This is a genomic window from Streptomyces sp. NPDC037126 (assembly GCF_055605965.1).
Genome location: NZ_JBVJTD010000002.1, coordinates 369,832 through 390,513, shown reverse-complemented (window position 1 = coordinate 390,513; position 20,682 = coordinate 369,832). Strand labels below are relative to the sequence as shown.

At 75.9% G+C, this 20,682-nt stretch carries 11 protein-coding genes; 5 read left to right on the top strand and 6 right to left on the bottom strand.

All coding sequences use genetic code 11. The features are described from left to right. The first annotated feature begins 14 nt into the window (after nucleotides 1-14). Genes ACZ7FF_RS06770 through ACZ7FF_RS06760 form a run of 3 tightly spaced genes read left to right on the top strand, consistent with a single transcriptional unit; the run spans nucleotide 15 to nucleotide 9,813 of the window. Nucleotides 15-7,286, top strand: a complete 7,272-nt coding sequence (locus tag ACZ7FF_RS06770; RefSeq protein ID WP_470810077.1) for an amino acid adenylation domain-containing protein — start codon at nucleotides 15-17, stop codon at nucleotides 7,284-7,286. Then, nucleotides 7,283-8,518, top strand: coding sequence for a cytochrome P450 (locus ACZ7FF_RS06765; protein ID WP_470810075.1), 1,236 nt, complete (start codon nucleotides 7,283-7,285; stop codon nucleotides 8,516-8,518). The genes ACZ7FF_RS06770 and ACZ7FF_RS06765 overlap by 4 nt, the downstream gene beginning before the upstream one ends. 38 nt (nucleotides 8,519-8,556) lie before the next feature. Beyond that, nucleotides 8,557-9,813 carry an MFS transporter gene (locus ACZ7FF_RS06760; protein ID WP_470810074.1) on the top strand — a complete coding sequence of 419 codons (1,257 nt, stop codon included), beginning with the start codon at nucleotides 8,557-8,559 and terminating at the stop codon, nucleotides 9,811-9,813. Nucleotides 9,814-9,834: 21 nt separating this feature from the next. Here the strand turns inward: ACZ7FF_RS06760 and ACZ7FF_RS06755 are convergent, their stop codons facing one another. From ACZ7FF_RS06755 to ACZ7FF_RS06745, 3 genes are all read right to left on the bottom strand, one after another. After that, on the bottom strand, nucleotides 9,835-12,750 hold the full coding sequence (locus ACZ7FF_RS06755) for a helix-turn-helix transcriptional regulator (RefSeq protein WP_470810072.1): 2,916 nt from the start codon (nucleotides 12,748-12,750) through the stop codon (nucleotides 9,835-9,837). Nucleotides 12,751-12,904: 154 nt separating this feature from the next. After that, nucleotides 12,905-13,108, bottom strand: coding sequence for a hypothetical protein (locus tag ACZ7FF_RS06750; RefSeq protein WP_470810070.1), 204 nt, complete (start codon nucleotides 13,106-13,108; stop codon nucleotides 12,905-12,907). 100 nt (nucleotides 13,109-13,208) lie between these two features. Then, nucleotides 13,209-16,376 (bottom strand): type 2 lanthipeptide synthetase LanM family protein, encoded by a 3,168-nt coding sequence (locus tag ACZ7FF_RS06745; protein ID WP_470810068.1) that lies wholly within the window; start codon nucleotides 16,374-16,376, stop codon nucleotides 13,209-13,211. 598 nt (nucleotides 16,377-16,974) lie between these two features. Here ACZ7FF_RS06745 and ACZ7FF_RS06740 point away from each other — a divergent pair. Then, nucleotides 16,975-17,583, top strand: coding sequence for a helix-turn-helix transcriptional regulator (locus ACZ7FF_RS06740; RefSeq protein ID WP_470810066.1), 609 nt, complete (start codon nucleotides 16,975-16,977; stop codon nucleotides 17,581-17,583). A 122-nt stretch (nucleotides 17,584-17,705) separates the two neighbouring features. Next, on the top strand, nucleotides 17,706-18,443 hold the full coding sequence (locus ACZ7FF_RS06735) for a helix-turn-helix transcriptional regulator (protein WP_470810064.1): 738 nt from the start codon (nucleotides 17,706-17,708) through the stop codon (nucleotides 18,441-18,443). A 91-nt stretch (nucleotides 18,444-18,534) separates the two neighbouring features. Here ACZ7FF_RS06735 and ACZ7FF_RS06730 read toward each other — a convergent pair whose 3' ends face one another. From ACZ7FF_RS06730 to ACZ7FF_RS06720, 3 genes are all read right to left on the bottom strand, one after another. Further along, nucleotides 18,535-19,275 carry a Type 1 glutamine amidotransferase-like domain-containing protein gene (locus ACZ7FF_RS06730; RefSeq protein ID WP_470810063.1) on the bottom strand — a complete coding sequence of 247 codons (741 nt, stop codon included), beginning with the start codon at nucleotides 19,273-19,275 and terminating at the stop codon, nucleotides 18,535-18,537. Nucleotides 19,276-19,411: 136 nt separating this feature from the next. After that, the gene (locus tag ACZ7FF_RS06725) at nucleotides 19,412-20,191 is read right to left on the bottom strand and encodes a 4'-phosphopantetheinyl transferase family protein (RefSeq protein WP_470810061.1); all 780 of its coding nucleotides are present in this window, start codon (nucleotides 20,189-20,191) and stop codon (nucleotides 19,412-19,414) included. Further along, the gene (locus tag ACZ7FF_RS06720; protein WP_470810059.1) at nucleotides 20,184-20,435 is read right to left on the bottom strand and encodes an MbtH family protein; all 252 of its coding nucleotides are present in this window, start codon (nucleotides 20,433-20,435) and stop codon (nucleotides 20,184-20,186) included. The genes ACZ7FF_RS06725 and ACZ7FF_RS06720 overlap by 8 nt, the downstream gene beginning before the upstream one ends. Nucleotides 20,436-20,682 lie beyond the last annotated feature (247 nt).

Here is a 20,682-nt window from a genome sequence, read left to right as displayed (position 1 = left end):
ATCGGAGTGCCCTCATGACCACGTCCGACGTACGACCCGCGTCCCCGGCCCCGTCCGGCGCGCTGTCCCCGGCCGCCCGACGGCTGCTGGAGCAGCGGCTGCGCGGCCACGGCGCCGTACGGGACGACGGGCCCCGCCGGGTGCACCCCCGCCCCGACCGGATTCCGCTGTCCGCCGCCCAGCAGCGCCTGTACTTCCTCGACCGCCTCGACCCTGGCGCGCCCACCTACCTGCTGCCGGCCGCCTGGCGGTTCACCGGCCCGCTGGACGTGGCGGCCCTGCGCGCCGCCGTCGCGGACCTCGCCGACCGGCACGAGCAGCTGCGGGTCGTCTTCCCCGAGCACGAGGGAGTCCCGTACCAGCGGGTCCTGCCCGCCGGCGGCACGGGCCTGGACCTGGTGGAGGTGGCCGGACCGGACGGTGAGGAGCGCGAGCGGCGGCTGGCCGCCGCCGTGCACGCCGCAGCCGTCCGCCCCTTCGACATCGCCCGCGAACCCGCCTTCCGGGCCGCCCTGATCCGCGCCGCCGACGACGACCACGTCCTCGTCCTCGGCATGCACCACATCGTGTCCGACGGCTGGTCCCTCGGACTGATCGTCCGCGACCTCAGCGAGCTGTACCGGGCCCGTACCGAGGGGCGCACCGCCCGGCTGCCCGAACTGCCCCTCGACTACACCGACTACGCGATCTGGCAGCGCGAGCGCGACCAGTCCGCGGCCCTGGGCCACTGGCGCGCCCGGCTGACGGGCCTCACCCCGCTGGAGCTGCCCACCGACCACCCGCGCCCCGACACCACCGCCACCCTTGGCGCCACCCACACCCTCACCCTGCCGCCCGGCCTGTCCGGCGCGCTCGCCGGCCTCGGCCGGCAGGCCGGCACGACGCCGTACATGACGGTGCTGGCCGCCTTCCAGGCCGCGCTGGCCTTCCACAGCGGACAGCGCGACATCGCCGTCGGAACGGTCGTCGCCAACCGCGAACGGGCCGAGACCGAGCAGCTCGTCGGCTTCTTCGTCAACACCCTCGTGCTCCGCGGCGACCTCCGCGACGACCCGACCCCGGCCGCCCTGCTCGCGCGCACCCGGGACCGTGTCCTGGAGGCGTTCTCCCACCAGTCGCTGCCGTTCGAACAGGTCGTCGACGCGCTCGCCCCGCAGCGCGAACTCGCCCGCAACCCGCTCGTGCAGGTCCTCTACACCCACACCGACACCACCGGGCCGGACACCCTCGCCCTCGGCGGGGCGAGCGGGACGCCGTACCGGATCGACCTCACCACCGCCAAGTTCGACCTCACCCTCGACCTGCGCGAGGGCGACGGGCGCACCGACCTCGTCTTCGTCTACCGGCCGGACCTGTTCTCCGAGTCCTCCGTCGCCGCCCTCGCCCGGCACACCCTCGCCCTGCTGGAGGCCTTCCGCGCCACCCCCGACCTCCCGCTCAGCGCCATCGACCCGCTCACCCCGGCCGAACGCGCCCTCCTGCTCGGTCCCGAGGGCCCCGCGAACACCGGCCACCCGCTCGCGGCCGCCCCGCGCACCGCCCCGGACCGGGTCGCCGAACACATCCGCCGCACACCGCACGCCACCGCCGTCAGCGGATCGGGCCGCACCCTGACGTACGCCCGGCTCGACGCCGCCGCGAGCGACCTGGCGCGCCGGCTGCGCGCCGCCGGGGTGACGCCCGGCTCACTCGTCGGCGTCTGCCTCGACCGCACCCCCGACCTGGCCGTCGCCCTGCTCGCCGTGTGGCGCGCCGGCGCCGCCTACCTGCCGCTCGACCCCTCCCACCCGGCGGCGCGCCGGGCCTTCACCGTCAGCGACTCCGGCATCGACTGGATCGTCACCGACAGCGCCACCCGTCCCGCCGTCGAGTCGCTGCCCGCCCGGCTCGTCGTCCTCGACGCCGAGCCGTCCGAGGAGCCCGCGGACAGCGACGACGTCCTCCCGGCCCCCGACGACCTCGCCTACGTCATCTACACCTCCGGCTCCACGGGCCGCCCCAAGGGCGTCGAGATCACCCACGCCAACCTGGCCTGGCTGCTCGCCGCCGCCGACCGGCACTTCGGCTTCGGGCCCGCCGACGTGTGGACGCTGATGCACTCGCCCGCCTTCGACTTCTCCGTGTGGGAACTGTGGGCGCCGCTCACCAGCGGCGGACGCGTCGTCGTGCTCACCGGCGACGAGGTGCGCGACCCGGGCGCCGTGCACCGGGCGCTGCGCGAGGAGCGCGTCACCGTCCTCAACCAGACGCCGGCCGCCTTCAAGGGCCTGCGCGCCCATCTGAGGGATGCCGGCGCCTCCTTCGCGGACCTCCCGCTGCGCACGGTCGTCTTCGGCGGCGATGCCTTCGACGTCCGCGACTACCGCGACTGGTTCACCGCTCCCGGGCACCGGCCCGCCCTGGTGAACATGTACGGCATCACCGAGACCACCGTGCACGTCACCATCCGCACGATCACCGAGGGGGACGTCGACGGGACGGTCCGCTCGCCCATCGGCCGGCCGCTCGCCGGGCAGCACGGCTACGTCCTCGACGACCGCGGCCGGCTGGTACCCCCCGGCAGCACCGGCGAGCTGTACGTCTCCGGCCTGGGCGTGGCCCGCGGCTACCGCAACCGGCCCGAACTGACCGCCGAGCGCTTCCTCGACGACCCCTTCGGCGCGCCCGGCACCCGCATGTACCGCACCGGCGACCTGGTCCGGGTGCTGCCGGACGGGCAGCTGGCCTACGTCGGCCGCGCCGACCACCAGGTGAAGATCCGCGGCTACCGCATCGAGCCCGGAGAGATCGAGACCGCCCTGCGCGCCCTTCCCGGTGTCGCCGACGTCGCCGTCGTGGCCCGCCGCGAGGGCGACACGGCCCGGCTGGTCGCCCACGTCGTCACCCCCGAGGGCCGCCCCCTCGACCCGGCCGCCCTGCGCGCGGGCCTCGGGCTGACCCTGCCCGACTACATGGTCCCGGCCCTGTTCGTCCGCCACGAGCGGCTGCCGCTGACCGCCAACGGCAAGGTGGACCGGGCCGCGCTGACCGCCGTCGCCCCCGCCACGACGGGACAGCGCACGCACGTGCCGCCCGAGGGAGCGGTGGAAGGGGCCCTGGCCGGGGTGTGGAGCCAGGTGCTCGGGGCCGAACACGTCAGCCGCACCGACAACTTCTTCGACCTCGGCGGCGACTCCATCCTGGCCCTGCGCCTGGTCGGCCTCGGCCGCCTGGCCGGGCTCGGCTTCACCGTCGCCGACGTGTTCCGCGCCCGCACCCTGGCCGACCTCGCCGCCCTCGTCACCGACGCGGCCGACGCCCCGGCCCCGGTCGCGCCCTTCTCCCAGCTCGACCCCGCCGACGCCGGCCGCCTGCCCGACGGGCTCGCGGACGCCTACCCGCTCACCATGCTCCAGGCGGGCATGCTGCACGAGATGCTCGCCGACCCCGGCCGCGGCGCGTACCACAACGTCACCGACCTGAAGATCACCGTCCCCGAGGGCTTCGACCTCGGCGCCTTCCAGGCCGCCGTGGACGCGGTGGTCGCCGGACACCCCATCCTGCGCACCTCCGTCGACCTCGTCACCTACCGCGAGCCCCTCCAGCTCGTCCACCGCACCGCCCACCTGCCCGTCGGCTACACCGACCTGCGCGCACTGCCCCGTGAGGAACAGCGCGGACGGCTACGCCGGTTCGTCGACGCGGAGTTCGAGCGCCGCTTCGACCTCGCCGCCGCCCCCCTGGTCCGCATCCACCTGCACCACGTCACCGACCACGACCTCAGGCTCGTCCTCACCGACTGCCATGTCGTCCTGGACGGGTGGAGCCTGACCTCGCTCGTCGCCGACCTGCTCGCCCTGCACCGCGAGGCCGTCGCCCACCGCACGGCCCCGCGGCCGCCGGCGGCCCCGGCCTTCGCCGAGTACGTCGCCCTGGAACGCGCGGCCCTGAACAGCGAGGAGTCCCTGGACTACTGGCGCGAACGGCTCGCCGACCTGCGCCCCGTGACCTTCCGCAGGCGCCCCGCGGACGAGGCCGGCGACCGCCCGCCCGTGTACGAGGCCCGCCGCTCCTACGCCCATCTCGCCGAACGCATCGGCCGACTCGCCAAAGAGGCTGGCGTGCCCCGCCGTACCGTGCTGATCGCGGCCTTCCACCACACCATGAGCCTGTTCGCCGACCGCGACGAGAGCGTGTCCGGCCACAGCATCGGCCTCGTCACCAACGGCCGGCCGGAGGTGCCCGGCGCCGACCGGATGCGCGGACTGTTCCTGAACACCGTGCCGTTCGGCGTGGCCCGCCCCCGCGGCAGCCGGCTCGACTACCTGCGGGACGTCTTCGCCGCCGAGCAGGAGATGCTCCCGCACCGGCGGGTGCCGCTGGTGCGGATCGCCCGGCTGCGCCCCACCGAGCCCTCGCTGACCGACGCGGTCTTCAACTACGTCAACTTCCACCGGCTCTCACACGAGTCCTGGGACGACTCCCTGGAGATCGCCCGGACCATGTTCCCGCTGCTGGTGAACGCGAGCGTCAACGCGTTCACCCTGGACGCCGACCCCGCGTTCGTCGCACCGGCCACCGCCGAGCAACTGGCCGACGTGTACTGCGCCCAGCTGGAGGCCATGACCGCCGACCCGGGCGCCCGGGTCGCCCGCCCCGCGCTCACCGGCGAGGCCCGTGCCACCGCCCTCGACGTCTGGGCGCCCGGGCCCCGGATCCCCTCCTCGCCCCTGCTGTTCCACCAGCACGTCGACGCGCACGCCACCCGGACCCCGCACGCGATCGCCGTCGAACACCGCGGTGAGCGGCTGACCTACGGTGAACTGCGCGAGCAGGCCGAACAGTTGGCGCGCCGGCTGCGGCGGCTCGGAGTGGGCCCGGAGACCGTCGTGGGCATCTGCGCCGAACGCGGCCCCGACCTGGTGCGCGCGGCCCTGGGCGTGCTCCGCTCGGGTGGTGCCTTCGTGCCGCTGGACCCGCAACACCCCACCGAGCGGCTTGCGTTCATGTCCCAGGACAGCGGAATGCGGGTCCTGCTGACGCAGCGCGCGCTCGACGGGACCGTACCCTTCGGCGGACCGGTGATCCACCTGGACGCCCCCGCGGAACCCGTGGACCCGGTCCCCGGCCCGGAGCCCGACGCCGACACCCTCGCCTACCTCATCTACACCTCCGGCTCCACCGGCACCCCCAAGGGCGTCGCCATCCCGCACCGGGGCCTGTCCAACATGATCGAGGGACAGCGAGACCTGGTGCGCCCCACCCCGGACGACCGGGTGCTGCAGTTCGCCTCCTTCGGCTTCGACGCCTCGATCCTGGAACTGACCTGGTCCCTGGCCAACGGCGGCCGGCTGGTCACCGCGCCCAGGGACGAGCTGCGCCCCGGCCCCGACCTCGCCCGCACCCTGAGCGAGCGGCACGTCACCTGCGCCATGCTGCCGCCCAGCGCCCTCGCCGTCCTCGGCCGCGACGACTTCCCCGGGCTGCGGGTGCTCCAGGTCGCCGGTGAGGCCTGCCCGGCCGAACTCGCCGACGTCTGGTCGGCCGGCCGGCGCTTCCAGAACGTCTACGGCCTCACCGAGACCTCCGTCTGGTCCGTCGCCGCCGAACTCACCCCGGGCCAGGGCACCCCGCCCATCGGCACACCGATGCGCAACACCCGCATACACGTCCTGGACGACGACCTCCAGCCGGTCCCGGTCGGCGTCCCCGGTGAGATCCACCTCGGCGGGGACGCGGTGGGCCGCGGCTACCTCGGGCGGCCCGCCCTCACCGCCGCCACCTACGTGCCCGACCCCTACGGCGCGCCCGGCGAGCGGCTGTGCCGCACCGGCGACCTCGGCACCCACCGTCCCGACGGCTCGGTGGAATGGCTCGGGCGCCGCGACTCCCAGGTCAAGCTGCGCGGCTTCCGCATCGAGCTCGGCGAGATCGAGCACGCGCTGCGGCAACTCCCCGAGGTCCGCCAGGCCGTGGTCCTGCACCGCACCGATCTGCCCGGCGAACCGGCCCTCGTCGCCTACCTGGTCCTACCGGGCCCGGACCGGCCCGCCCCCGGGGAACTGCGCCGCGCCCTGCGCTCCACGCTGCCCGCCTACATGGTGCCCGCCCGGTTCGTCGTCCTCGACGAGATGCCGGTCAACCGCAGCGGCAAGATCGACAAGCGGGCCCTGCCGCTCCCGCCGGCCGAACTCGCCCAGCGCGACACCGAGTACGTCGCCCCGGCCACCCCGGCGGAGAGAATCCTCGCCGAGATCTGGCGCGAGGTCCTCGGGCTCTCCCGCATCGGCGTCCACGACGACTTCTTCCGCATCGGCGGCAGCTCGCTGTCCACCGTCCGCGTCTCCCTGATGGCCGCCGGACGCGGGCTCGCCGTCTCGGTCGGCGACCTCATCGAGCACCCGACCGTCGCCCAGCTCGCCGCCCACGCCACCCGGACCGCCGGAACGGCGCTGCCCGCCGCCGTCACCTCCGAGGTACGGCTGCGCGAGGGCACGGGCGAGGGGGAGGACGAGGAAGAGCCCCTGTGGTGCGTGCACCCCACCGGCGGCAGCGCCGCCTGGTTCGTGCCGCTCGCCCGCGCCCTGCCGCCCGGCAGGCCCGTGCACGCCTTCCAGGCGCGCGGGCTGCTCGGCGGGGTGGACCCGAGCACTGTGACCGGCATAGCGGCCAACTACGTCGCCGAGATCACCGACCGGCCCGGCGGCAGCGGCCCGCACGCCCTGCTCGGCTGGTCCATGGGCGCCAACATCGCCCTGGAGATGGCCACCCAGCTGCACCGGGCGGGACACGCGACCGCGCCGCTGGTCCTGATCGAGCCGTACCTGCCCAACGGCGCCGCCCGCGCCCGGCTGAACGGCGTCACCCAGGACCTGCGCACGGCCCTGCGCCTGCGCGACCGGCTGCGCGGGACGCCGCCCTCCCCGCAGCGCGACCACGCCACGGCCGAACTGACCGCCACCCTGCTCGGCGCCGGGATGAGCCCCGCCGAGGCGGCCCTGGTCGAGGACGCGCCGATCGAGGTGTGGCACTCGCTGCTGGCCGCGCTCGCCGCCTACGAGGTCCGCCCCTACCCCGGGCACATCCACCTCGTGGTCGGCAGCGAGGCCGCCGGACTCCCGCGCGGCCGCACGATGCCCGGCCTGGACGTCGACTACGACACCTACGTCGAGCGCTGGCGCGAGGTGGCCGGCGGCGGACTCACCCTGCACATCAGCGACGGCGACCACATGTCGATGATGGCCGAGCCGCGGGTCGCCGGCATCGCCGAACTGCTCACCGCCCTCGGGACGGAGAACATCCGATGACCACCGCAGCCCCCGTCGCCGCCTTCACCGAGCGCTACCTGCTCTCCCCGCAGATGGTCGCCGACCCCTACGGGCACCTCGACGCCCTGCGAGAGCACGCACCGGTGCACTGGAGCCCCATGCACCACGCGTGGCTCGTCACCGGCTACGACCAGGTGATGCGCTGCCTGCGCGACCCCGCCGTCTCCGCCGACCGGGTGCGGCCCCTGATGGACGCCGTACCGCAGGGCGCCCGCGCGGACGCCGAACGGGCCTTCGGGATCCTGTCCCGCTGGATGGTCTTCAACGACGCGCCCCGCCACCGCAGGCTGCGCCAGGTCTTCCAGGAGGCCTTCGCCGCCCGGGCGGTGGCCCGCTACCGCACCTTCACCGAGAAGGCCACCCGCGCCGTCCTGGCCCGCAAGGCGGCCCCCGGCCGCACCGGCGACCTCATGGCCGACGTGGCCAAGCCCCTGCCCGCGCTGGTCTTCGCCCGCTGGCTCGGCATCCCGCCCACCGACGCCCCCTCCTTCTGGTACTGGAACGCCCGCGTCGCCGACCTCGTCCTCGGCACCGCCCAGGAGGAGAGCGAGTACCGGGCCTCCCTGCAGGCCCTGGTGAGCCTGGAGGACTACCTCGCCGGCCTCGTCGTCCGGCGCCGGGCCGAGCCCGCCGACGACCTGATCAGCCAGGTGCTGGGGGAGGGCCGGGTGGGGGACTCGGTCACCGAGGAGGAGTTCGTCGGCATGCTCACCCAGATGGCGTTCGCCGGCGGCGAGACCACCAGCAACCTGATCGCGAACACCGTGCTGGCCCTGCACACCCGCCCCGGCGCGCTCGCCGCCGTCCGCGAGGACCCCGAACTGGCGCAGGGAGCCGTGGAGGAGACGCTGCGCCTGGACGGCCCCTCGAAGATGTCCATCCGCACCGCGGCCCGCGACCTCGACCTGGACGGCCGCACCCTGCGCGCCGGTGACCGCGTCTTCCTGGTCACGGCCGCCGCCAACCGCGACCCGGGCCGCTTCCCCGACCCCGGCCGGTTCGACGTGCGCCGCACCGGCGCCACCCACCTCGGCTTCGGCTTCGGCGCCCACTTCTGCATCGGCGCCGCACTGGCCCGGCTGGTCGCCGTGGCCGCCGTGCGAACCCTGGTCCAGGACCATCCCGGCCTCGCCCTGGCCGACCCCGGCCGGCTCAGCTGGCAGCCCTCGCTCCTCAACCGCAGCCTCACCGCCCTGCCCGTCCACTACTGACCGGACCCCGGCGCACTCCGCACGACGAAAGGCACACCATGGCCACCACCCTCGCCGGAGCCGGTCCGCGGCTGTGGGCACCCGCCCGGCACCGGCCCTTCCGACTCCTGTGGCTGGGACAGTCGTTGTCCCTGCTCGGCGACGGCTTCAGCGTCGTCGCCTTCTCCTGGATCACCCTCGGCCTGACCGGCTCCACCCTCACCCTCGGCTACGTCCTCGCCTTCCAGGCCGTACCGCGCGCCCTGCTCACCCTGGTCGGCGGCTCCCTCGGCGACTCGCTGTCCACCCGGACCCTGATGATCGCCTCCAGCTGGACCAGGGCCGGGCTGATGACCGCGGTCGGAACGGCCGGACTCACCGGCCATCTGACGGTGTGGATGCTGTGCGCCGCGGCGGCCGCGTTCGGTGCCGTCGACGCCTTCTTCCAGCCGGCGCGCGTGTCCATCCTGCCCTCGGTGGTGGACGAGAGCCTGCTGACACCGGCCAACGCGCTGCTGGGCGCGGGCTCGCGGACCGCGGCCGTGATCGGACCGGCCGTCGGCGGCCTCGTCATCGCCATGACCCGGGCACCGGTCGCCTTCCTCGTCGACGCCGTCTGCTTCGCGCTGTGCGGCTGGTGCGTGGCGAGCATCCGCACCGGATCCCGGCCGGCCGGCCGCGGTGCGGGCGAGGCCGGGGGGAAGCAGCCGCAGGCGTCCCTGGGCGCACGGATCCGCGAGGGCGTGACCTTCACCCTGCGCGACCCGCGGCTGCGCACGATCGTCGCCCTCGACACCGCCGTCAACTTCTGTTACGCCGGGCCCTTCACGGTCGGCTTCGCCACCCTCGCCGAGCAGGTGCTGCGCGGGGGCTCCACCACCCTGGGCGTGCTGAACGGCTCCCTCGCCGGCGGCGCCATGCTCGGCACGCTGGCGGGCGGCGCCCTCGGCGGCCGGCCCCGGGTCGGCCTGCTGGTGGCCGGCCTCGCGGGCTGGCTGGGCGCCGGAATGGCCGTGCTCGGCCTGGTCCACAGCACCGCGGCGGTGGTGGCGACGGTGCTCGCCATGGGCTTCGCCATCGGCTTCCAGGGGGTGTTCGGGCTCAGCTGGATCCAGCGGAACATCCCCCAGGACGTGCTCAGCCGGGTCGTGTCCGTCGACATGGTCCTCGGGTACGCCGCCGCCCCGCTGTCCCTGATCGTGTGCGGGGCGCTGGCCCGGGTCGACGCCCTCGCCCTGTTCGGGGTGGTGGCCGCGGTGCTCGCACTCACCGGGCTGGCCGTGCTCGCCTCCCGCCAGGTGCGCGAGATGCGCTAGACCGCCGTACGGACCGCACCCCTACGCGTCCCGCAGGGCGGCCGACCGCGCGCACAGGTCCGCGCGGTTGGCCGCCCCCGTCTTCGTGATCAGGCTCGCGATGTGCTTCTCGGCCGTGCGCGGTGAGATGAACAGCCGGTCGGCGATGTCCTTGTTGCTCAGCCGCTCCGCGAGCAGCCGGAACACCTCGAACTCCCGCACCGTGACGCCCTGGGCGCGCAGCAGGTCGGGGATGCCGCTGGTGCCGGTGCGGTGCTGGTGCACCGACGCGCCGAGCCGGCGCAGCCCGGCCCGGCAGGCGCCCGTGACGGCCTGGACGTCCCGCTCGTGGAAGTAGTGCTCCGCCCGCCGCAGCCAGCCCACCGGATCGCCCCAGCCGTCCTGGTGCGCCGCGTCAGCGATCAGCCGCAGCCCGAGGTGCTGGGCCAGCGGGTAGGGCTCGGCCGCCATGAGCGCGGACTCCACCGTGGCCGCCGCCCGTTCGCCCTGGCCCTCGCGGCCCAGCAGTACGGCCTCGGTGAGCAGCACGAACTGACGGTTCCAGCGCATCCGGGCGACGGCGGTGGCGGTGATCTCCTCGTGCCGGGCCCGGTCCGCGTCCCCGGCGAGCACGTCCAGCAGCGGCACCAGGCCGTGGGCGCCGCCGAGATGGTAGGTGGAGGGGTTGCCCGCCTCCAGCGCCAGCACCCGCCGCAGTTCGTCGCGGGCGAGGTCGCGGTCCTCCTCCAGCAGGGCGCAGAACGCCCGGGCCAGGCCGAGGCCGAGCGGTTCCTCCTGCGAACCGGAGCCGTCCCACTCGGCGAACGCCGCCAGCGCGCGCTCCATCGCCGCCCGGTCGGCGTGGTGGGCCTCCAGGACGGCCTGTGCCATCAGGACGTACCGCACGGCGGGCGCGAGGCGCAGGCGCCGTACGACGGCCAGGCACTCGGCGCCGGCCGAGCGGGCCGTGTCGTAGTGGCCGCGCAGCACCGCGTCCAGGACGAGGATGCCGTCCACCGTGTGCACGATGTTCACCGAGCCGAGCCGCAGCGCCTCCTCGCGGGCCGCCAGCAGGCCCGAGGTGTCGCCGTCGGCCAGCCAGGCGTTGCCGCCGAGCCGGGTGGCCGCGTACATGCGCTGCAGCGGCAGACGGTGGCGCTCCGCCGTGGCGAGCGCCTGCCCGAGCATCGCGGCCGACTCCTCGGGGTCCCGTTCGCGGGCCACCGTCGCGAGGAGCTCCCGGGCCTGGCAGGCGACGACGGGCAGCCCGTGCCGTTCGGCGGTGTCGGCGGCGGAGCGGGCCAGCTTCTCCGCCTGCTGGGTGCGGTCGGGTCCCGGGGTGTCGAGGGCCAGGTAGGCGGCCGTGACGTCGACGGCCGCCGTGGCCGACTCGTCCGGCGCGGTCGCGAGCACCGCCCGGGCCCGCGCTATCTGCCGGTTGCCGTCGCTCCACCGGCCCGCCGTGTGGGCGACCTTGGCCAGCCGGGTGTGCAGCGTGGCCAGGCGGACGGGGCTCAGGCCCGAGCCGTCCAGCGCGTGCAGGTCCTCGGCCAGGTCGAGGGCGCGGGCGAAGTCACCGGCCTCGGCGAGGGCCGGCAGCAGGTTCTCCAGCACCATGGCCCGCGCCTGGGGGTCGCCCGCGTCGGCCAGCAGGCTCTCGGCCCGGCCGAGCAGGGTGACGGCGGAGCCGAGCGCCCCGGCCGCGAGCGCCCGCCCGCCGGCGTCCGCGAACAGCAGCCCGGCCTCCACGTCGTCGCCGGCCGCGCTGCGCAGCCCGGCCGCGAGCGGGCACCAGTCGCCGGCCAGGTCCGGGTGCAGCTCCTCGACGGCCTCCGCGCCCCGCCGGGCCAGGTCCGCGCGCTGGCCCGGGGTCATCTGCGTGAAGAGGGCCTCGACGGTGAGCGAGTGCCTGAAGGAGTACCAGTCGGGCGCCGGCTCGTCCGCGATCACCAGCCGCGCGGCCACGCCCGCGTGCAGATGGCTGAGCAGGGCACGGTCGTCGACGCCGGTCATGCGCTGCAGGACCGTGAGCGGGAAGCGCCGGCCGAGCACGGCGGCGGCCGACAGCAGGGTCAGGCCCTGCGCGCCGAGGCGGTCGATGCGACGCAGGATGCCGCGCGCCAGCGACGAGGAAACGTCACTGCGTAAATCGCCGACGGCCCGCCAGCCCTCCGGCCCCTGCACCAGCGTGCCGGCCCCGATCATCGACTGCAGCAGTTCCTCGACCAGGTACGGGCTCCCCGAACTGTCCTCCCACAGCCGCTCCAGCACCGCCGCGGGCACCTGCTCCGGGCCGCCGGCGCCGAGCTGCGCCGCGATCATCTCGTGCGCCTGGGGCCGGGTCAGCGGCGGCAGTTCCACCAGGGCGGCGGCGCCGCGCCGGCGGGCGGACTGCGCGAGGTCGAGGGCGTCGCTGAAGTCGGTCCGCACCGTGGCCAGCAGCAGCACGGGCGAGTACTCCAGGTTGTCCACCAGGTACTCGAGGACGCCGAGCGTCTCGGGGTCGGCGTCGTGCAGGTCCTCCAGCAGCAGCAACTGGCCCTGCCCGCGCCCGGCGGCGATCAGCAGGCGCAGCACCGCCTCGCCCAGGATCACCATGGAACTGCTGTCGCGTTCCCCGGTGTCCCAGTCGGGAATCAGCCGCCCGAGGACCGGCCGGTAGGGGCCGAGGGCCAGGTCGTCCATGGGTTCGCCGCCGCGGAACAGCGACATCAGGGCCTCGGTCAACGGCCGGAACGGTACGGCGGGACCGGTGGTGCTGCTGCGGCCCCTGAGCACCCGCATCCCGGCGCCCAGCGCCCCGCCGACGGCCTCCGCCGCGACCCGTGACTTGCCGACGCCCGCCTCTCCCACCAGGAAGACGACACCGCCGCGGCCCTGGCGCGCATCGGCCAGGGCACGTTCGAGCAGGGTCAGTTGGGAGTCCCGTCCGACCAGCGAAGGCGTATGAGAACGCATGACCGCAGATAGTAATCGGACGGCGGGGTTCGCGGCAGGTCGCGCAGCCCCGCAGACGTTCCGTCACCGCCGCCGGGGAGCGCCGTGCGCACACGGGCGGCGCGGGCCCGCCGAGCGGGCCCGCGCCATCACGTCCGTCGCGACCGGCCCGGTGTCAACGCGGCGCGGAGACCGAGGTGTCGAGCGTGCTGAGCGTGATGACGATGCCGCTGGTGAGCACCATGCCGGCCAGCACACGGGCGCGGGCGCAGGCCCGGTTGCGGCCCTTGAGCGTGATCCCGCCGGCGGCGTCCTGCTCCTCGGCGGCGGTGGTGTCGGCCGTGATCTCGGTGGCGGTGGAGGCGAGGTGCTTGTCCATGACGGTGGTCCCCTTCTGGTGGTCCGAGCGGGCGTGCACGGGTGAAGCCGGCTGAAGTGCCGTGGTGCCGTGGTGCCGAGGAGCGGAGGCGCGTGATCGGTCAGTGGCCGGGCTGTCCCAGGAGCAGGACGGAGGGCACGGTGTCGGGGTGGGCGAGACGCAGGAGCCCGTAGCCGATGCCGGACAGTCCGGTCAGCAGCCCGGGCGAGGGCACGTGGTCGGGTGTGGCACAGCGGTGGCTCCGCGCCTCGACGAGCGCGAGCACCTGTCCGGTACGCCGGTGCAATGTTTCGGCGGCGGCCGCGTCGTCCTGTCCGGCGAGCACGGCAAGGGCCTCCAGCGTGCCCAGGGTGCCCTGTCCGAGGCTCAGACCGGGACACACCTCGGCGTCGGCCAGCCGGGCCGCCGGCGCGCCTGCCGCGTCCGCCGGCGCCACGGCGGCCACCCCGGCGAACCCGGAGACCCAGGAGGCGTCCGCGGACGCGGCCCCCGCGTCCCGGACCGCGGCACGGAGCAGGGCGTCGGCGGCGCTCGCGTGCGCGGCGGCGCGCTCCGGGCGGCGGTCGGCGTAGCGCCGCAGCGCCCAGCCGATGCCGGCCGCACCGTCCGCGAAGGCGAAGCCCGAGCCGTCGCCGCGTGCCCGAAGGCCTTTGTGCTCAGGGAAGTTGGGTCCCCTGTCGTCGCGTACCGACCCGGCCGGGGACCGGTCCCGCGGGCCCTGCCCGCCCGCCGTCGCGAGCAGCAGGTCCGCCACGGTGTCCGCGAGCCGCAGGGCCATGGGCGCCCCGGTCGCCTCGTGGACGGCGACGGCGGCGGCCAGCGCCCCGGCCGTACCGGCGGCCACCCCAGGGTCGGAGCAGGCGGCGACGGCGTGTCCGAGCGCGGTGAGCGCGTCCGGCAGACAACCCGTCAGGTCGTCCCCCAGCAGCGCCGACAGCCTCGGAATCGCGTAGACGATGCCGGCGAGCCCGTCGTAGGCGCCGGGTCCCGCCGCCGCGCTCAGCTCCGGATCGGCGGCCAGCGCCCTCATCAGGGCGGGCAGCGCCCGGACCGCCTCCCGGGCCGGCGTGGCGTACCGCCCGGCCCCGGTCAGCGCGGCCGTCTGGGCCAGGAACAGCGCGACGCCGCAATAGCCCTGCCCCAGCCCCGCGCCCATCGGCAGCACGGCCCAGTGCGGCCCCGAGACCTGCTCCAGACCGAGCCAGTTGGTACGGCCACCACCCCGTATCGCGCGGGCGGAGATCTCGTCGGCGATGCCGCACACGGCGGCCAGCAGCCGCGAGGCGTCCGGCGCGACCGCCGGCGGCGGGGCGACGGCGAGTTCGGAGCGCAGCGCCGGCGGCGAACCGGCCTCCCGCGCCGCCAGCGTGGCCGAGATGATCCACTCTTGGTCGTGGCAGTCGACCTCGTCCATCCGGGCGAGCTTCCCGCCGACCGCGTCCAGGCTCGCCACCGGCAGCACCTCCCGCAGCCAGGTGCCGTCGGCCGTCCGGACCCCTGTACCGGACGGCCGATGCACGAACAGCGGTACGTCGCCGCGCCACAGGTCCGCGATCTCGTGCTCGACGAGCCGCAGCCGCGCCTCGTCGTGCTCGGACTCGGTCCACAGCACCGCGAACACCCCCTCCCGGGCGAGAGCGTCCCCGAGTAGCGAGGGGTGGGCGGACTCCTCCAGCAGCGTGACGTACAGACGGGTGGAGCGCGCGACCAGCCGGGCCGCACTGCCCCCGTACACCGCCAACGGCCCTTTCGGGGCCAGCAGTTCGCGGCCGTGCGCGGCCAGCACCGCGTAGGCGGTACGGAATCCCTCCAGCAGGGCCGCCCGGTGGTCGGCCCGCTCCAGCGGCGCCACCTCGGGCAGCGGCTGGTTCTGCGCGGCGGGGCTGAGCACGGGGGCCCGTACGGCCCGCATGGTGTCCCTGCCGCTGTCCTCCCAGCGCAGCCCCTCGCTCGGGAACGTGCCGTCGGTGGACCGGCCCAGCGCGGAGATGTCCAGCGCGCCGTGCTCGCCGATCAGCAGGTGGGGCAGCAGGCAGGTGCGGTGCACGGAGGCGTGCAGGGCGTCCGCGGCCGGATCGGCGCCGGCCGTCATGGCCCCCGGCAGCCCGGTGTGCAGCAGGGTCTCGGCGTCCACCAGGACCGGCTGGTCGCCGCAGGCGATGACGTTCTCGTAGTGCATGTCGGCGCCGTCCACCGCGTACAGCAGGGCCAGCAGCGCACCCTGGCGCCGGTAGAAGGAGTCGGTCTCGGCCACCGACCGGCACCAGCGGTGCTCCACGAACTCCAGCCAGCCGTACCCCACTCGGCGCACACTGCGCGGCGTGCGCAGCGCCAGCCCCGGCACCTTGCTGCCCAGCCACGCCACCAGTCCGTCGAGCAGGGCGTGCTGGTCGAGCGGGCGGGGCTTGTACACGAGCCGGTCCCCACCGGCGAAGCGCAGGATCGCGACCGCCCGGTTGCCCTGGTGGGCGTCGCCGAGACCGAGCTCGACCCCGGCCAGCACCCCGGGCCCACGCCCGTCGAGGAGGCGCCCGGCCAGCTCGTCACGGTCGGCCTGGAACCGCGCCACCAGTTCCGCCGCGGCGTCCGCCGCGTCCAGCGCGGTCTGCGCGAGCATCCGGGCCAGCACCGGGTAGGCCGCGAAGAGCGCGGCAAGGCCCCGGCGGCTGCCGGTGGCGGCGACGAACGAGGCGAAGCGCTCGCGCGGGCCCGCTCCTTCGAGCTGCCGGGCGCGCCGGGCGAGGGAGAGTTCGTGGACCAGGGTGCGGGCGGCCTGCCGTACCAGCTGCTCGGTCAGGCGCCGCTCGAACGCCGCCTGCCACACGGCCTGTTCGGCGGCGGGAACGTCCGCCAGGAGGCGGCCGAGCCGGTCCGCGGCCGGGGCGACGAGCGGTCGTACGACGGTGGCGAAGACGTCGGGACCGGTACCGTCCGCGGTCAGCTCGTCCAGGCCCTCGGGGGCGGCGTCCAGCGCCGCCTCGGCGTACGCGGCCCAGCGGGGCTTGGCCGCGCGGGCGGCGAGCCGCCCGGCGGGTTCCGTGGCGAGGGCCGCCGCGGTCGCCGCGTCCACTCCGAGGTGGGCCAGCCGCAGGGCGAAGCCCTCGCCGTCCCCGGCGGCCCAGGGCGCGCGCCCGGTGGCCGCGGAGCCGGCGGACGCCGCCGGGCGTCCGGGGGCGGCGAGCCGTTCCGCGAGGGTCAGCGCGGGGGCCCACCAGGCGAGCGGCAGGCCGGCGCTCCGGGAGGTCGGGAGGCTGGCGGTCTCAGTCACGAGGAAGAAGGTGTCAGACCCCCACGGCCCCTACATGGGTAAGTGACCCCCATATTCCTGCGGACCCGCCCCACCGATGGGGAGCGGCCGCCGCCTGAACCCTCCGCACCTGGGAGAACCGCAGGTCAGCGGGGCTACCCAGGTTTCCCGTACGGGGGACGGGCCAGCCCCCCATACCGGCCGTCCACCCCGGTACGCGCCCCCGGGCCCTCCCGGTGAGAGCCGCACGCCGGGCCCGTCGCGGCTACTTGGCCCCCATGACCGGGGCTTCGTGCCCCCATGGGGACCCGGCCCCCATGCCTCCGCGGACCCCGTGCCCCCATCTCCGGGGCGCGCCCCCGCATGCCCGGGCCGCGCCGCCCGCATGCGCGGCCGACGCGCCCCGTCCGCACGGGCGTTCGCCGCCCCGGCCGCCCTCCGGACGGGTTCCCGCACGCCGGGCGGCCGGCGTCGACGGGCCCGGCCCGCGGGAGGGGGCGAGAAAGGTGGGGACCGACTACCGATGCCGCCGCGACCCCGGCGGGCGCACGGTGTCGCACAGAACGCCCAGACCGCCCCGTGCTCACCACCGGGCGGACGACCTTCCAAGGAGCAGCAGATGGGAGCACCCGTACCCGTCGGTGTGGTCGCCCTCGACCCGGTGCTGGAAGCCGGCACCCGCAGTACCCTGCTCGCCTGCCCCGAGCTGACCCTGTGCGAGCCCGGAGAGGCCCGGGTCGCCGTGCTGACCGTGGACCGGCTCGGACCGGCCGAGCTCGACACGGTGCGCATCGCCCGTGCCTACCCGCACCGTCCCGCCGTCGTCCTGGTGGCCGGCGCCCTCGCCGCCGGCGACGCCCTGCACGCCCTCGCCGCCGGCGCCCGCGGCCTGCTGCTGCGCCGCGACGCGGACGGCCCGCATCTCGCCCACGCGGTGCTGGCCGCCGCGCAGGACGACTGCACCCTGCCGACGGACCTGCTGGAAGAGGTCCTGGACCGCCCGGCCGACGCCCGCCACGACGGAGGCTGGGCCGGGGGCAGCCTGTCGGACCGGGAGCGCTCGGTGCTGCGCCTGGTCGCGGACGGGCACGAGACGGCGGAGATCGCCCAGCGCCTCGCCTACTCGCCGCGCACCGTGACGACCGTCGTGCACGACATCACCCAGCGGTACCGGCTGCGCAACCGCGCGCACGCGGTCGCCTACGCCCTCCGGGCGGGCCTGCTGTGACGGCCCCCGCCCTCCCGGCCGCGCCCCGCCCGCCCGCCGTACCCACCGCCATGCCCGCGGCACCCGTCGTGCCCGCCGCACTCGCCCCAGCGGTCGGGTCCGGCGTACCCACCGTTCCTGCGGTGTCCCCCAGCCCTGGGGTGTCCGCCGTGCCCGCGGCACCCGTCGTGCCCGCCGCGCTCGCCCCAGCGGTCGGGTCCGGCGTACTCACCGTTCCTGCGGTGTTCCCCAGCCCTGGGGTGTCCGCCGCGCTCGCCCCTCCCGGCGTGCCCGCCGAGCCTCCCGTGGTTCTGTGCGTGCTGCCCGCGCGCGGTGCGGAGCGCGTCCGTGCGCTCGCCCGTCGGGCGGGGCTGCGCTGTGCCGACGGGCGGGCGGAGGCCGGGAGCGTCACCGTGGTCGTCGCGGAGGACGCCGAACAGGCCCTGCGCGCACGGCGGGACCCCGGGCCGCTGCTGCTCGTGTGCGACACCGTCAGCCGGACCGGACTGCTGCGGGCCCTGCGCGCGGGGGCGGCCGTCCTGCGCGGCACCGAACTCACGCCGGAGAGCCTCACGGCGGCCGTCCGGCGTGCCGCGCACCCGCACGCGAGCATCCCCTACCCGGAACTGTCGCACCTGCTGGCCGGCGGCCCGCCCGCCGGCGGGCGGGACCCGCACGACGCCAGGCCGCCGGCCCTGACGATGCGCCAGACCTCGGTGCTGCGCCTCATGGCCGAGGGCCACGCCAACGCGGACATCGCACGGCAGCTGGACTGCTCCGAACACACCGTGAAGAACGTCGTCTACGAGGTCATGGCGCGCCTCCAGGCCCGCAACCGCGCGCACGCGGTCGCCCGAGCGGTGCGCCACGGCCTGGTATGACGCGCGGGACGGCGGCGGCGCGGGGGACGGGGGACACGGGCGGCGAGCGCGGCCCCGCCCGTCCCCCCGGCGGTGCCCGTACCGCGCCGCGTCAGTACCGGGGCGTCGGCAGCAACCGCGGTTCGATCCGCTCCTCCACGGCCCCGGCGCCCGCGCGCTCGACCACGTAGGCGCCCTTGCCCGGCAGTTCCGTCACGGCCTCGACCAGCTCGGTGCCCCGGTACACCAGGCCCACCCCGTCATCGGTGCAGTGGGCCGTGCGGAAGGTGCCCTCGGCGACCAGCCGGTGGATCAGCGGGCGCCGGCCCGCGTCGGAGTCGTAGTGCACGCCGTTGCCGTACGGCAGCAGGCCCAGCCCGTCGGTGACCGGGCGCAGTTCGGGCCCGAAGGAGTCGGTCGCGCCGCCCTCGAACCAGCAGATGGAACCGGCGCTGACCCCGGCGAGGACCACGCCCGCCCGCCAGGCGCGCCGCATGATCGCGTCCAGCCCGTGCACCCGCCACACGGCGAGCAGGTTCGCCACCGAACCGCCCATCACCCAGACCACGTCGTGGGCCAGGACCGTGCCCTCGACGTCCTCGACGTTCGGCATCGGGAACAGGGACAGGGGAGTGAGGTCGAAGCCCGCCACCCGGGCCGCCTCCGCCATCCGCGCCGTCACGTGCTCGGTGTCACCGATCGCGGTGCCGACGTACAGGATGCGCGGACGCCTGCCGTGCACGCCGGAGAGGTCGACCGCGTGGTGGACCAGGGCATCGAGGAGGACCCGGGTGCGCGTGCCGACGCGGTGGCCTCCGGACGTGGCGAGGACGGTCGGTTCCGGAGCGGTCACGTGCGTGATCGTATCGCGCCGAACTCCGTTACAGGCGTGGGGAATTCGTGAAGGAAGGCGTGCGCCGCACGTGCCCCGGCGACGGGGAGCGGGGACCGGCCCACCGGCTGGTCCCCGCTCCCCGTTCCCGGCGGCCTCACCCCGTCCGCAGGGCCACCGCCGCCGCGTAGCCCGCCGGGACCAGGACGTCCCGCAGGGTCCACTCCGGCGCCGGAGCGCCCGGCCGCGGCCCGGTGCCGACGTAGTCCAGTGCCGGATCGCGCACCAGCCCCGTCCCCAGTCCCTTGAGGTAGGCCTCCTTGCGGACCCAGGTCCGGGTGAACGCCGCCGGGCGCTCGTGCGCGGGCAGCCGCGCCAGCTCCGCCGCCTCCGCCGCGTGCAGCGCGGACTGCGCGCCGAGCACCGCCTGAGCCGTGGCCAGTCCCTCCACGTCGACACCGACGGGCGTCGGAGCGAGCGCCACCATCACCAGGTCCCCGCTGTGCGAGAGCGAGAAGTGCACCCCGGACGTGCGCAGCGCGGGCCGGCCGTGCGGGCCCCCGCATCCCGCGCACGGCTCCCGGACCAGCGGCAGCGCGCCGGCGGGGATGCCCAGCAGCAGGCTCAGCACACCCCGCAGGGCCGCGTGCGCCACCACGTACGCGTCGCGGTCCCGAGCCCGGTGGAAGGCGGCGGCCCGCGCCCGCTCCTCCGCGTCCAGCAGCTCCTGCGCCCGCCGCAGGCCGAGCCGGTCCTGCCGGCCCACTTCGGCCAGGTACAGCTCCACCGGCCGGCGCGGCGCCCGCGGGCCCGGGACGGGGGCGCCGAAGCACAGCCCGGACAGGTCCGTCACGGCGGGGCACAGCGGTCCGGGCGGCACCTGCGGCGGGGCGTGCGCCGACCGGGCGAGCAGCGGACCGGGGCGGGAGTCAGACATCGGCCCCGGCCTGCCGACGGCGCAGGCTGAGCGGGCGCATGTCCGTCCAGACCGCGTCGATGTGGTCCAGGCACTCCTGCCGGGAGCCGCGCAGGCCCTCCGGGTGCCAGCCCGCCGGCATCCGGCGGTCCGCCCGCCAGATCGAGTACTGCTCCTCGTCGTTGCGCACCACGAGGTACACCTCGTCGGTGCCCGGGCGGAACTCCTCGCCGCCCGTGCCGGTCGCGGTCTCGGTGTGCGTCACGGTGAACCTCCCGCAGGTGATGGCGGCCGGCCCACGGGTCGGGGCCGACGAGGTCAGCGTGCCCGCCGCCGGCCGCCCGGGTCAGGGACGAACGCGCCGACCCCGGGGTATGCGTTGCTGCCGGTTCTTCCCTGGTGGGCCCGGTCCGCGGCGCGGGACCGTGCTGTCCGGTCGCGGGGCACCCGGCGACCCGGCGGCGCCCGCCGACGGGCCGGCCGCCCGACCCCCGCGCACCCCCTGTTTCGGA

Excerpts from the sequence above, each read along its gene's own strand:
- ACZ7FF_RS06770 (WP_470810077.1), top strand. The coding sequence starts at position 15 with ATGACCACGTCCGACGTACGACCCGCGTCCCCGGCCCCGTCCGGCGCG.
- ACZ7FF_RS06765 (WP_470810075.1), top strand. The coding sequence starts at position 7,283 with ATGACCACCGCAGCCCCCGTCGCCGCCTTCACCGAGCGCTACCTGCTC.
- ACZ7FF_RS06760 (WP_470810074.1), top strand. The coding sequence starts at position 8,557 with ATGGCCACCACCCTCGCCGGAGCCGGTCCGCGGCTGTGGGCACCCGCC.
- ACZ7FF_RS06755 (WP_470810072.1), bottom strand. The coding sequence starts at position 12,750 with ATGCGTTCTCATACGCCTTCGCTGGTCGGACGGGACTCCCAACTGACC.
- ACZ7FF_RS06750 (WP_470810070.1), bottom strand. The coding sequence starts at position 13,108 with ATGGACAAGCACCTCGCCTCCACCGCCACCGAGATCACGGCCGACACC.
- ACZ7FF_RS06740 (WP_470810066.1), top strand. The coding sequence starts at position 16,975 with ATGGGAGCACCCGTACCCGTCGGTGTGGTCGCCCTCGACCCGGTGCTG.
- ACZ7FF_RS06725 (WP_470810061.1), bottom strand. The coding sequence starts at position 20,191 with ATGTCTGACTCCCGCCCCGGTCCGCTGCTCGCCCGGTCGGCGCACGCC.